This window comes from Pseudomonas ficuserectae, assembly GCF_024584585.1.
Lineage (GTDB): Bacteria > Pseudomonadota > Gammaproteobacteria > Pseudomonadales > Pseudomonadaceae > Aquipseudomonas > Aquipseudomonas amygdali.
Genome location: NZ_CP085684.1, coordinates 3,457,032 through 3,470,398 on the forward strand (window position 1 = coordinate 3,457,032; position 13,367 = coordinate 3,470,398).

11 protein-coding genes and 1 pseudogene are annotated in these 13,367 nt (G+C 58.7%); 8 read left to right on the forward strand and 4 right to left on the reverse strand.

The annotated features are described in order from the left end of the window. The first annotated feature begins 55 nt into the window (after positions 1-55). Positions 56-1,381, forward strand: a complete 1,326-nt coding sequence (locus LJU29_RS15170) for a substrate-binding domain-containing protein (protein ID WP_257110881.1) — start codon at positions 56-58, stop codon at positions 1,379-1,381. A gap of 26 nt (positions 1,382-1,407) precedes the next feature. On the opposite strand, the gene LJU29_RS15175 is transcribed toward LJU29_RS15170, so the two are convergent. Then, positions 1,408-2,637 carry an acyl-CoA dehydrogenase gene (locus tag LJU29_RS15175; protein WP_011168689.1) on the reverse strand — a complete coding sequence of 410 codons (1,230 nt, stop codon included), beginning with the start codon at positions 2,635-2,637 and terminating at the stop codon, positions 1,408-1,410. 183 nt (positions 2,638-2,820) lie between these two features. Here LJU29_RS15175 and LJU29_RS15180 point away from each other — a divergent pair, with 183 nt between their 5' ends. From LJU29_RS15180 to LJU29_RS15190, 3 genes are all read left to right on the forward strand, one after another. After that, positions 2,821-3,750, forward strand: coding sequence for a LysR family transcriptional regulator (locus LJU29_RS15180; protein ID WP_257110882.1), 930 nt, complete (start codon positions 2,821-2,823; stop codon positions 3,748-3,750). Between the two features lie 165 nt (positions 3,751-3,915). Beyond that, positions 3,916-4,308: a MerR family transcriptional regulator gene (locus tag LJU29_RS15185; protein WP_005743596.1), complete on the forward strand. Its 393-nt coding sequence runs from the start codon at positions 3,916-3,918 to the stop codon at positions 4,306-4,308. Between the two features lie 18 nt (positions 4,309-4,326). Continuing rightward, positions 4,327-5,226: a hydroxymethylglutaryl-CoA lyase gene (locus LJU29_RS15190; protein ID WP_005777544.1), complete on the forward strand. Its 900-nt coding sequence runs from the start codon at positions 4,327-4,329 to the stop codon at positions 5,224-5,226. Between the two features lie 283 nt (positions 5,227-5,509). Here the strand turns inward: LJU29_RS15190 and LJU29_RS15195 are convergent. Beyond that, positions 5,510-5,767, reverse strand: a pseudogene (locus tag LJU29_RS15195) (hypothetical protein). 182 nt (positions 5,768-5,949) lie between these two features. On the opposite strand from LJU29_RS15195, the gene LJU29_RS15200 reads away from it, so the two are divergent. Genes LJU29_RS15200 through LJU29_RS15215 form a run of 4 tightly spaced genes read left to right on the forward strand, consistent with a single transcriptional unit; the run spans position 5,950 to position 11,555 of the window. Beyond that, complete coding sequence (locus tag LJU29_RS15200) at positions 5,950-7,113, forward strand: isovaleryl-CoA dehydrogenase (RefSeq protein ID WP_005757286.1); 1,164 nt, start codon at positions 5,950-5,952, stop codon at positions 7,111-7,113. A 13-nt stretch (positions 7,114-7,126) separates the two neighbouring features. Further along, on the forward strand, positions 7,127-8,734 hold the full coding sequence (locus LJU29_RS15205) for a carboxyl transferase domain-containing protein (RefSeq protein ID WP_257110883.1): 1,608 nt from the start codon (positions 7,127-7,129) through the stop codon (positions 8,732-8,734). 14 nt (positions 8,735-8,748) lie between these two features. Further along, a complete protein-coding gene (locus LJU29_RS15210; protein ID WP_054996285.1) occupies positions 8,749-9,609 on the forward strand; it encodes a gamma-carboxygeranoyl-CoA hydratase in 861 nt (286 codons plus the stop codon). Continuing rightward, positions 9,606-11,555, forward strand: a complete 1,950-nt coding sequence (locus LJU29_RS15215) for an acetyl/propionyl/methylcrotonyl-CoA carboxylase subunit alpha (RefSeq protein WP_257110884.1) — start codon at positions 9,606-9,608, stop codon at positions 11,553-11,555. The genes LJU29_RS15210 and LJU29_RS15215 overlap by 4 nt, the downstream gene beginning before the upstream one ends. Positions 11,556-11,622: 67 nt before the next feature. Here the strand turns inward: LJU29_RS15215 and nfuA are convergent, their stop codons facing one another. Further along, positions 11,623-12,216, reverse strand: coding sequence for a Fe-S biogenesis protein NfuA (gene nfuA, locus LJU29_RS15220; protein WP_002553665.1), 594 nt, complete (start codon positions 12,214-12,216; stop codon positions 11,623-11,625). A gap of 70 nt (positions 12,217-12,286) precedes the next feature. Next, complete coding sequence (locus LJU29_RS15225) at positions 12,287-13,309, reverse strand: acyltransferase family protein (RefSeq protein WP_005757277.1); 1,023 nt, start codon at positions 13,307-13,309, stop codon at positions 12,287-12,289. Positions 13,310-13,367 lie beyond the last annotated feature (58 nt).

The following is a 13,367-nucleotide window of genomic DNA, read 5'->3' on the forward strand; positions in this document are numbered from 1 at the left end:
GGAAATCTTTCTGTCTTATTCTCCCGGCACCCTCCCGTGACTCATGGTGACGCCGATGTTGCGCGCTTTGCTAACGGCGCTGACTCTGTCGAGCGCCACCCTGCCCGCCCTTGCGCTGGCGGCACTGCCGCTGCCCGCGGGTGAAGTACCGGCCTTGCGCATTCAAGGCTCAAATACCATCAATGCCCAATTGGGCCCCGCACTGGCTGAAGGGTTGATGCGCCAGCAAGGCCTGCAATCAGTGCAGACTGTTGCCGGCAATGTCATGAATGAACAGCGCGTCGTCGGCACTACCGCCGCAGGGCAGACGGTCAGTATCGAAATCGCCGCACATGGTTCAGGCACCGGTTTTACTGCGCTCAAAGCAGGTAACGCCGATATCGCCGCCTCTTCCCGACCTATCAAGGATCAGGAAGCCAAGGACCTGGCTGGCCTGGGCGACCTGAAAAGCGCAGCTAGCGAGCAAACCATTGCCATCGATGGCGTTGCTGTGATTCTGCATCCAGGCAATCCGGTCAGACAGCTGGATACGCTGCAGCTGGCGCGCATTTTCAGCGGGGAAGTCAGGGACTGGGCCGAAGTGGGTGGAAATGCGGGAGCCATTCATCTTTATGTTCGCGATGAGAAGTCCGGCACCTATGAAACATTCAAGGACCTGATACTTGTAAAATACGGCAAGAACCTGTCCGGCACAGCCGCGCGCTTTGAATCCAGCGAACAGCTCTCCGACGACGTCAGCAAGGACATCAATGGCATCGGTTTTATCGGGCTACCATCCATCAGGCGGGCCAAAGCGGTGGCCATTGCCGATGGTGACTCCAGACCGATGCTCCCGACTGTCAGTCTGATTGCCACCGAGGATTATCCTCTGTCGCGACGGCTCTACTTTTATGTGCCCACCTCAACTCATCAACGCTGGGCGCAGGCGTTGGTCCGTTTCGCGCAGAGCGCCGAGGGTCAGGCGATCGTCGCGCAGACCGTGCAGGCACTCAAGGTGCAGCCTACTGCGCAGATGCCTGCGGACTATCAGGCGCTGGCGCGCAAGGCCGAACGCCTGTCGGTCAACTTTCGCTTTGCCCAGGGCAGCGCGAGGCTGGACAACAAGGCGCAGCAGGACCTCAAGCGGGTAGCGGAGTACCTGAAAACCAGCGATAAGCTCAATCAACATGTCACGCTGGTCGGCTTTGGTGATGCCAAAAGCGACCCGGCTCGCGCAGCCCTGCTCTCAAGGCTGCGCGCCATGGCAGTGCGCCGCGAGCTGCTGAAAAGCGGCGTGACATTTCGCGACATCGTTGGCCTGGGAGATGAGATGCCGGTAGCCACCAATGAGATCGATGACGGCCGGATCAAGAACCGTCGGGTCGAAGTCTGGGTGCAGTAGCCTGGGCGCAGTTATCGGCTACCAGCTCAGGACTGGCTGCGCTCCCTGTCTGCCGGCAGGTATTTGCCCAGTTCATACTTGCCGACAGCGGCGCGATGTACTTCATCCGGGCCATCTGCCAGACGCAGTGTGCGCTGCATGGCATACATGTAGGCCAAGGGGAAATCATTGGAAACACCCGCACCGCCGTGCATCTGGATCGCCCGATCGATGACCTTCAGCGCCACGTTCGGCGCTACCACCTTGATCTGCGCGATTTCGCTTCTGGCGACCTTGTTGCCTGCTGTATCCATCATGTAGGCAGCCTTCAGGGTCAGCAGGCGGGCCATATCGATCTCCATGCGCGAATCGGCAATCCTGTCGATATTGCCCCCCAGCCTGGCCAGTGGTTTGCCGAAGGCAACCCGGTCTACGGAGCGCCTGCACATCAGCTCAAGTGCCCGTTCAGCCATACCGATGGAGCGCATGCAGTGGTGAATGCGGCCTGGTCCCAACCGGCCTTGAGCGATTTCAAAGCCGCGCCCCTCACCCAGCAAGACGTTTTCAAACGGCACCCTGACGTTATCGAACACCACTTCGGCATGCCCGTGGGGCGCGTCGTCGTAGCCGAACACAGGCAGCGGCCTGACAATCTTCACGCCCGGCGTGTCGACCGGGACCAGAATCATCGAGTGTTGCTGATGGCGCGGTCCGTCAGGATTGCTCAGGCCCATGAAAATCAGGATTTTGCAGCGCGGGTCGCAGGCACCGGAAGTCCACCACTTGCGGCCGTTGATCACCCATTCGTCGCCATCGCGCTCGGCGCGCGCGGCCATATTGGTGGCATCCGATGACGCTACATCGGGTTCGGTCATGGCAAAAGCAGAACGAATCTCGCCACGCAGCAAGGGTTCCAGCCAGCGGGCTTTCTGCTCCTCGCTGGCATAGCGAACCAGCACCTCCATGTTGCCGGTGTCAGGCGCAGAGCAATTGAACGGCTCGGGCCCCAGCATCGAACGCCCCATGATTTCCGCCAGCGGCGCGTATTCCAGATTGCTCAGGCCGGCACCGAGCGCAGACTCCGGCAAAAACAGGTTCCACAACCCCTCAGCCCTTGCACGGGCTTTCAGTTCTTCCATGATCGCGGTGGGCTGCCAGCGGTCGCCTTCGGCCACTTGCTGTTCGAAAACCGGCTCGGCCGGATAAACGTATGCATCCATGAACGCGGTGACGCGCTCACGCAATGCCTGCACCTTCGGGGAATACGCGAAATCCATGGGCCACTACCTTCTCGATCAGGGTGTCGAATGCATGATCCTGATGCTAGAGAAACGCCATACATTTATCTAATCTATTCTCGGCGTGTATAAACATTCATAACCGATATATGATCCATCACCGCTGCGGCGTCCCCAGCCTGCCGAACAGCGAATCAAAATAACAGCACGAGGCGCTCATCAATGAACCTGAGCAAGGTCGATCTCAATCTTTTCATTGTCTTCGACGCCATCTACACCGAAGCCAATCTGACCCGGGCCGGGCAGATCGTCGGCATTACCCAGCCTGCGGTGTCCAACGCCCTGGCGCGGCTGCGAGAGACCTTCAACGACCCGCTGTTTGTGCGAACAGCTCAAGGCATGGTGCCGACACCGATGGCACAAAACATCATCGGCCCGGTGCGCAGTGCACTCTCATTGCTCAGGGTCTCGGTGCAGGAAAGCCGTATATTCAACCCGTTGCAGGCCAACAAGAATTACCGCATCAGCATGACCGACCTGACCGAGGCCGTGATCCTGCCGACGCTGTTCCAGCGGCTGCGACGCCTTGCGCCTGCAGTGACCATCGAAAGCTTTCTGTCCAAGCGTCGGGAAACCACCAAGGAGCTGGCTGCCGGGCGCCTCGACTTCGCCGTGGATGCACCGCTCAATACCGACCCGCAAGTTCGCCGCGTCAAGTTGATGGAAGACCGCTATGTGTGCGGCATGCGCAAGGCGCATGCGCTGGCAAACAAGGCCACGTTGACGCTGGATGATTACATGAGCCAGGCACACATCCATATTTCCAGTCGGCGTAGCGGACTGGGGCACGTGGACCTGGCGTTGGGCAAGATGGGCATTCAGCGCAGGATTGCGTTGCGCTCGCAGCATTACCTGATGGCGACACAGGTCCTGCAGCAGACTGATATGGTCATGACCATACCTGAACGCTTCGCCCGCCGTAACGATTTGCACTATGTCCACTTACCGGTCAACGATGTGCCTTCGGTCGAAACCCATCTGTACTGGCATGAAAGCACTGATCAGGACCCAGCCAACCGCTGGATGCGCGAACAGATCATCGAGCTTTCACAGCGGGTCGTGGCGCAGGAACAAAGCCTCGAGAAAGCATGAGATAAAAACACCAAGCCATTTTTTTTTAATTAAATATTTGAATTTGTTAAAGTCGTTTCTAATTTGGCAAGCGCGGCTTGGCGCGCCTTGACAACACGACTTCTGCTTGACGCTTACGTAAAGCACGCCGTAGGTTGAGTGCTGAATATCTCATTGAGCGACACCATGAGCAGTCAGACTTACAGCATTTCCGAGCTCGCCCGTGAGCTGGATATCACCACCCGCGCGATCCGCTTTTACGAAGAGCAAGGCATGCTCAGCCCTGAACGCAAGGGACTGGAGCGCATCTACACGGCCCGTGACAAAGTCACCCTGAAACTGATCCTGCGCGGCAAACGCATTGGTTTTTCGCTGGCTGAATGCAAGGAACTGATCTCGCTGTACGACCCTGCCGGTGACAACCAGAAGCAGTTGCAGACCATGCTCGGCAAGATCGCCGAGCGCCGTGAACAGCTCGAACAACAATTGCTGGACATCCGGCAAATGCAACTGGAGCTGGACACTGCCGAAGAGCGTTGCCGGGCTGCGCTCGATAAAACTGCTGCCACTTCACACTGACCACCAAAAGGCACTGCCATGTCTCTTCCACAAAAGGTAAATATCGTTGAAGTCGGCCCGCGTGACGGCCTGCAGAATGAAGCACAACCGATCAGTATCGACGACAAGGTGCGCTTGGTGGATGACCTGACGGCAGCCGGACTGAGCCACATTGAAGTCGGCAGTTTTGTCTCGGCCAAATGGGTGCCGCAGATGGCTGGCTCCGCCCAGGTGTTCGAAAATATCCAGCGGCGTGAAGGCGTTATCTACTCTGCCCTGGCACCCAACCTGCGCGGGTTCGAAGATGCGTTGGCGGCCGGCGTCAGAGAGGTCGCGGTGTTTGCAGCGGCAACCGAAGGGTTCTCCCGGCGTAACCTCAATTGCTCGATCAGCGAAAGCCTGGAGCGCTTTGCGCCCATCATGGCGGCGGCGCAGATGCATGGTGTGCAGGTTCGGGGTTATGTGTCGTGCGTGTTGGGCTGCCCTTATGAGGGCAGTGTCTCGCCGCAGCAGGTCGCAGCCGTCGCCAACGAACTCTACGCGATGGGTTGCTATGAAGTTTCGTTGGGCGACACCATCGGCACCGGCACGCCGGGGGCCACGCGAGCGCTGTTCAACGCCGTCTCTGCGCAGATCCCGCGAGGCAAGCTTGCCGGGCACTTCCACGACACTTACGGTCAGGCGCTGGTGAATATCTACGCCAGCCTGGAGGAAGGTATCCAGGTCTTCGACAGTTCCGTGGCAGGCCTGGGCGGCTGCCCGTACGCCAAGGGTGCCAGCGGCAATGTTGCCACTGAGGACGTGCAGTACATGTTGCAGGGCATGGGCATTGAAACCGGGGTAGATCTGGACCAGGTCATCGCCGCAGGCCAGCGCATCTGCGACGTACTGCAACGCAGCAATGGCTCGCGCGTGGCCAGGGCCCGGCTGTCTGCGTAACGACTGTCACCTGTCGGTAACAGGGTGCGACAACTTGTCACACAGTGTTACCCTGCCCCGCGTTAAGTCGAGACAAACGGGTAACACAGAAACACTCGGCAACTGAATCAGATGGCCCGATGCCCGAAAAAGACGTTCAGCTCCCGGTATTACGGGGCTTTTAAAAAACTGGCACGGGTCCTGCTATATCCTTTGTACAACAAAAATAAAAACACGCAGCAACCCAATAAAAACAACACGTACCGGCTCTGACACAACAAGAACAACACGGACAGAGACGTAGCTAACAGATTTTTTTGAAGTGGACAGCTTTTCTGAACTGCTTGCCTTGCAAGTCGTTCTGCAGCCAGACAGAGAATAACAAAACTGCCCTGAGGCAGCTCCCGAACTGGTTGGATCACATGATGAAAGCTTGATCAGCGCTCAAAAAAATACGTTTGCTCTTGGTCCCGCATGCGGACCGCTCAAAAAAGCAGTAAAGGGCCAGGTCGCCAAAAACAACAACAGGCCACCCGAAAAACAAAAAAGAGCATAGAGACATACCTTGAAGGGGAGCCCAGGCTCCCCTTCGTGCTTTCCAGCGTTTGCTTTTGCCTCCCGACTCACCCCCACCCTCTGCGCACAAGCCTGATTGACAGCACACATCCGCAGGTTTACGTTAACGTAAAGGTCATAGCCAATCCGCATAGAATCATCTCCAAGAATAAAACAGGAACGCTACCCATGAGTTACCCCAGCCTGAACTTCGCCTTGGGCGAAACCATCGACATGCTGCGCGACCAATTGCAATCCTTCGTCGCCGCAGAGCTTGCCCCGCGCGCCGCGCAGATCGACAAGGACAACCTGTTCCCAGTCGACATGTGGCGCAAATTCGGTGAGATGGGCGTGCTCGGCATCACGGTCAGCGAGGAATACGGTGGTGCAGGCCTGGGTTATCTGGCGCATGTCGTGGCGATGGAAGAAATCAGCCGTGGCTCGGCATCGGTGGCACTTTCCTACGGCGCACATTCCAACCTGTGCGTGAATCAGATCAACCGCAATGGCAGCCCGGCGCAGAAAGCCCGATACCTGCCCAAGCTGATCAGCGGCGAGCACATTGGCGCGCTGGCCATGAGCGAACCCAATGCAGGCTCGGACGTGGTATCGATGAAGCTGCGCGCCGACAAGCGTGGTGATCGCTATGTGTTAAATGGCAGCAAGACCTGGATCACCAACGGTCCGGATGCCAACACCTATGTGATCTACGCCAAGACCGACCTGGAGAAGGCAGCCCATGGCATCAGCGCGTTTATCGTCGAACGCGACTGGAAGGGCTTCTCGCGCGGCAGCAAGTTCGACAAGCTGGGCATGCGCGGTTCCAATACCTGCGAGCTGTTTTTCGACGATGTCGAGGTGCCCGAAGAGAACCTGCTGGGCGCGCTTGATGGTGGTGTCAGAGTCCTGATGAGCGGCCTCGATTATGAACGCGTCGTGCTCTCTGGCGGGCCGACCGGAATCATGCAGGCCTGCATGGACGTGGTGGTGCCCTACATTCACGACCGCAAGCAGTTCGGCCAGAGCATCGGCGAGTTCCAGCTGATTCAGGGCAAGGTCGCAGACATGTACACCCAGCTTAACGCCAGCCGGGCCTACCTGTACGCCGTCGCCCAAGCCTGTGATCGTGGCGAGACCACGCGCAAGGACGCAGCGGGCGTGATCCTCTACAGCGCCGAACGCGCCACGCAGATGGCGCTGGATGCCATCCAGATTCTGGGCGGCAATGGCTACATCAACGAATTCCCGGCCGGTCGACTGTTGCGCGACGCCAAACTCTACGAGATCGGTGCAGGCACCAGCGAGATCCGGCGCATGCTCATCGGTCGCGAACTGTTCAACGAAACCCGTTGATTGCGGAGCTACCATGACCATTCTGCAGACTCGCATCAACGCCCGCTCGCCGGAATTTGCCCTTAATCGCACCACGCTGCTCAAGCAGGTCGAAGAGCTCCGTATGTTGCTGAGCATCGTTCGCCAAGGCGGCGGGCCCAAGGCACAGGAACGTCATACGTCACGCGGCAAGCTGCTGCCGCGCGAACGTATCAACCGTCTACTGGACAGCGGCTCGCCGTTTCTGGAAATCGGCCAACTCGCCGCCCATCAGGTGTATGGCGAAGAGGTTCCAGCCGCCGGAGTAATTGCCGGTATTGCCCGGGTCGAGGGCGTCGAGTGCATGATCATCGCCAACGACGCGACGGTCAAAGGTGGCTCCTATTACCCGCTGACCGTCAAAAAGCACCTGCGCGCGCAGACCATCGCCCAGCAAAACCGCCTGCCGTGCATCTACCTGGTGGACTCCGGTGGTGCCAACCTGCCGCGCCAGGACGAAGTGTTTCCGGACCGCGAACACTTCGGGCGAATCTTCTTCAATCAAGCCAACATGAGCGCACAAGGCATTCCCCAGATTGCCGTGGTCATGGGTTCCTGTACCGCAGGCGGGGCCTATGTTCCGGCCATGGCCGACGAAGCGATCATGGTGCGTCAGCAAGCCACCATCTTCCTCGCAGGCCCGCCACTGGTAAAAGCTGCCACCGGAGAAATAGTCAGCGCTGAAGAAATGGGCGGTGCCGATGTGCATTGCCGCACCTCCGGGGTGGCCGATCACTATGCCGACAGCGACGAGCACGCGCTGGCATTGGCGCGACGCAGCATCGCCAATCTGAACTGGCGCAAGCAGGGTCAACTGAACACTGTCACACCGATTGCGCCGTTGTACGCAAGCGATGACCTGTACGGCATTATCCCGGCCGACACAAAACAGCCGTTTGACGTACGCGAAGTCATCGCGCGGTTGGTGGATGGCTCGGTACTGGATGAATTCAAGGCGTTGTTTGGCACCACGCTGGTCTGCGGCTTCGCTCGCCTGCATGGCTACCCGATCGCGATGCTAGCCAACAATGGGATTCTGTTCGCAGAAGCTGCGCAAAAAGGCGCGCACTTTATCGAACTGGCCTGCCAAAGGGGAATTCCCCTGCTGTTTCTGCAGAACATCACCGGTTTCATGGTCGGTCAGAAGTATGAAGCCGGGGGCATCGCCAAACATGGTGCCAAGCTGGTGACCGCCGTGGCCTGCGCGAAGGTGCCGAAATTCACGGTCATCATCGGCGGCAGTTTCGGCGCAGGAAATTACGGCATGTGCGGCCGCGCCTACGACCCGCGATTTCTGTGGATGTGGCCCAACGCGAGAATCGGCGTGATGGGCGGCGAGCAGGCAGCGGGCGTGCTGGTGCAGGTCAAGTGCGAGCAGGCGGAACGTGCCGGCCAGGCCTTCAGCGCCGAGCAGCAGGCCGAACTGAAGCAGCCGATTCTCGATCAGTACGAGCATCAAGGGCATCCTTATTACTCCAGCGCCCGACTGTGGGACGACGGAGTCATCGACCCGGCACAAACCCGCGAAATTCTTGCGCTGGCCCTGTCCGCCTCGCTCAATGCGCCCATCGAACCTACCACCTTCGGCCTGTTCCGGATGTGAGGCGGGAAATGACCATGACTTCGACCTCGTTCGCGACCATAGAGTTGATCACCGACCCACGTGGTTTCGCCACGCTGTGGCTAAATAGACCGGACAAGAACAATGCCTTCAATGCGCAGATGATTCGCGAGTTGATCCTCGCGCTGGACCAGGTGCAAAGTGATGCCGGCCAGCGCTTTCTGCTGGTGCGCGGGCGTGGCAGGCATTTCAGCGCCGGTGCCGATCTGGCCTGGATGCAGCAGGCCGCAGAGCTGGACTACAACACCAATCTGGATGATGCCCGTGAACTGGCAGAGCTGATGTACAGCCTCGCCAAATTGAAAATACCGACGCTTGCGGTGGTGCAAGGTGCAGCGTTCGGTGGCGCGCTGGGCCTGATCAGTTGCTGCGACATGGCCATTGCGACGGCAGATGCGCAGTTCTGCCTGTCAGAAGTACGCATAGGTCTGGCTCCAGCGGTTATCAGTCCGTTTGTGGTACAGGCCATCGGCGAACGCGCCGCGCGGCGCTACGCACTGACCGCCGAGCGTTTCGATGGCCAGCGAGCGCAGCAGATGGGGCTGATAGCTGAGTGCTACCCGGCTGCCGACCTGCAAGCCCGCACGCAGGAGTGGGTCGACAACCTGCTGCTCAATAGCCCGCAGGCCATGCGGGTCAGCAAGGAGTTGCTACGCGAAGTCGGCAGCGGCGAACTCACACCTGCATTGCGCCGCTACTGTGAAAGCGCCATCGCGCGCATCCGCACCAGCGCCGAAGGCCAGGAAGGCCTGCGCGCCTTCCTGCAAAAACGTACACCCGGCTGGCAGCCACACGGCGATCAAACGCCAGCAGCGCTTGCAGCCCGGCAAGAATCACAGAAGGACTCGCAATCATGAGCACCCCCGAGCTGACCACGCTGTTGATCGCCAACCGTGGTGAAATTGCCTGTCGTATCATGCGTACCGCGAAAACCATGGGGCTCACCACAGTCGCCGTGCACAGTGCCATTGACCGTGACGCACGGCATAGCCGTGAGGCTGATATCCGTGTGGACCTTGGAGGCAGCAAGGCAGCAGAAAGCTACCTGGCGATCGACAAGCTTATCGATGCAGCCAAGGCAAGCGGTGCACAAGCGATTCACCCCGGCTACGGTTTTTTGTCCGAAAATGCCGACTTTGCCCGTGCCATTGAAGAGGCAGGGCTGATTTTCCTCGGCCCACCCGCCTCGGCCATCGACGCCATGGGCAGCAAATCTGCCGCCAAGTCGCTGATGGAGCAGGCTGGCGTGCCGTTGGTACCTGGCTATCACGGCGACGCACAGAACATCGAGACGTTCCGCAGCGCCGCTGAACGCATCGGTTACCCCGTGCTGTTGAAAGCCACGGCAGGCGGTGGCGGCAAAGGCATGAAGGTGGTGGAGCACAGCGGCGAACTGACCGAAGCGCTGGCCTCTGCGCAACGCGAGGCGCTCTCATCGTTCGGCGACGCGCGAATGCTGGTGGAGAAATACGTCCTCACCCCACGCCACGTCGAGATTCAGGTGTTTGCCGACCGCCATGGTCACTGCCTCTACCTCAATGAGCGCGACTGCTCCATTCAGCGCCGACACCAGAAGGTCGTCGAAGAAGCACCTGCGCCCGGCCTGACACCCGAACTGCGCAAAGCCATGGGTGAAGCGGCGGTCAAGGCCGCACAGGCAATCGGCTACGTGGGTGCAGGCACGGTGGAATTCCTGCTGGACGCGCGCGGCGAGTTTTTCTTCATGGAGATGAATACCCGCCTGCAAGTCGAGCACCCGGTGACCGAGTACATCACGGGCCTGGATCTGGTGGAATGGCAGATTCGGGTGGCCAGAGGCGAACCGCTGCCTATTACTCAGGAACAAGTGCCACTGATCGGTCACGCCATTGAGGTCCGGTTATACGCCGAAGACCCGGCCAACGATTTTCTGCCTGCGACCGGCACGCTGGAACTCTACAGAGAATCCGCGTCCGGCCCCGGCAAGCGTGTGGACAGTGGCGTTAGCGAGGGTGACAACATTTCACCCTTCTATGACCCCATGCTCGGCAAACTGATTGCCTGGGGCGAAAACCGTGAGCAGGCCCGTTTGCGCCTGCTCGCTATGCTGGATGAGTTTGCAGTGGGCGGTGTCAGAACCAACCTCGCATTTTTGCGCAGAATCATCGCCCATCCAGCGTTTGCCGCCGCGGAACTGGACACAGGCTTCATCCCCCGCTATCAGGATAAATTGCTGCCGCAAACGGGTGAACTGTGTGAGGAACTCTGGCAGGCCGCCGCCGAGGCCTTCAGCCAGAGCGAACCGGCACGTGTCGATCAAGACGACCTGCACTCGCCCTGGGAGGTCACGACAGGCTTTCGTGCAGGCCTGCCTGCGGAGACGGATCTGCGGCTGAGCTGCAATGGTCAAACCCGAACCGTCTACCTGCGCAACAGCAGCGACTCACCATTTAAACTCAGCGACGAGCATCTGACTGTCGAACACAACGGCGTGCGCCGCTCGAATCTGGCGATACGCCGTGGCGGTACGCTTTACCTCAAATGGCAAGGCGACCTGCAAACCATCAACCGACTGGACCCCATCGCGCAGGCCGACCTCAGCGATAGCCAGCATGGCGGCCTGACCGCCCCCATGAATGGCAGCATCGTGCGCGTGCTGGTTGAAGTGGGTCAGGCGGTCGAGTGCGGGGCGCAACTGGTGGTGCTGGAGGCCATGAAGATGGAACACAGCATCCGCGCTGCCAGTACAGGCGTCGTTACAGCGCTTTACTGCCATGAGGGAGAGATGGTCAACGAAGGCGCAGTACTGGTGGAACTGACCTGACCACCAGCGACGGCCGCACACGAAAACGCCCTGAACAGTCAGGGCGTTTTGCGCAGCAGAGAAAGGCTTAGTAGTAAGCGTTTTCTTTCTGCGTATGGTCGGTCACATCGCGAACGCCCGACAGCTCGGGAATGCGCTCAAGCAACGTACGCTCGATACCTTCCTTCAACGTGACATCAGCCTGACCGCAACCCTGGCAACCGCCACCGAATTGCAGGACAGCAATATTTTTTGCCTCTTCTTCAACCACATCGATCAGCGTGACCTGACCGCCGTGACTGGCAAGGCCCGGATTGATCTCGGTTTGCAGATAATAATTGATGCGCTCGTTGATCGGGCTGTCGGCATTGACCATTGGCACCTTGGCGTTTGGTGCCTTGATGGTCAACTGGCCGCCCATGCGATCAGTGGCGTAATCAACTACGGCATCATCCAGAAAGGCTTCGCTGAAACCATCGATCCAGGCGGTGAAGCTCTTCAGGCCGATAGCCTTGTCTTCCGGCTTTTCTTCACCCGGCTTGCAGTAGGCAATGCAGGTTTCGGCGTACTGAGTGCCGGGCTGAGTAATAAATACGCGGATGCCAATGCCCGGGGTGTTCTGCTTTTCCAGCAGATCGGCCAGATAATCGTGGGCGGCATCGGTAATAGTGATAGCGGTCATGAAAATTCCTCGCAGACGTGCCAGCAGTTTACGCCAATCGGCACCGTCACACAAAGTCCTAGTATTTTTGTCAGGTTAATGCCTGCGCCCGGCTGACCGCTCGGCGTCCGTCCAGCCAGCTCCTCATCCTTCGGTAAAGGCCCTTCTCGATCCATTCATAACTGACCCAGGCACCGATGGCGATAATCGGCACGCAGAACGCGAACACCACATAAGGACTGAGGCCAAAGCGCTGCGCCATCAGCAACCCGCCGTACAGCACCAAGACATGCAGCAGGTAGACCGAGTACGAGCAATCGCCCAGTACCTTGAGCAACCTGTTGCCCTGGAAATAAGGTTCCAGCGAGATGCACGACAGCACGATCAAGGCACTCGGCAGGCCCCAGTTGAGCAGACGCTGCTCATTGGTCAGGTGATTGATCGCATACAGCCCTACCGCAATACCCGCTAGCGGCAGCCATAGCGCCTGTTTGATCCAGCCACGGCGATAGAGGATGCCGATGCCGATACCCAGCAGGAATTCGTAAATAATGTCGTTGCCATAGAAGCGGCTGATCAGCCCGGTGCGGGCCAGAACCTCACTGACCGCAAACAGCGCTGCGGCAATGATCAGCGGCCGGTGACGCTGCTGAAAGAGGAATACCACCGAGAACAGCAGATAGAAAAACATCTCATAGTTGAGCGTCCAGCCGACGTTAAGCGTCGGGTAAAGGCCATAACCACCGGGGTTTTCGGAAGGAATGAATACCAGTGACAAGAGGAAGTTCTGCCAGCCGATGACCTGATGCGGGAGCATCGGTGCTGCAATCAGCAACAACAACGCCATGGCGGCGGTATACAGCCAATAGGCCGGAACAATTCGAATCAGACGATGCAGAATGAAGCGCCGTGCAGGCATATCGCTGTTCTGCGTCGACAAAAAGATAACCAGACCACTGATGACAAAGAAGATATCAACGCCGACCGCGCCCTTCGACACAAAGAACTGTCCCACCGGGCCGCTGGCCTTGAAATCGAAAAAAATCTGCATGAAGTGATGACACACCACGACCCACGCTGCGAACGCCCGTAGCGCCTGAACTGAAATCAACATCACAAAAAACCTCTACTGCCTGACTTTCAATCATGGGTCGTTGGATAAACCGGCCTAT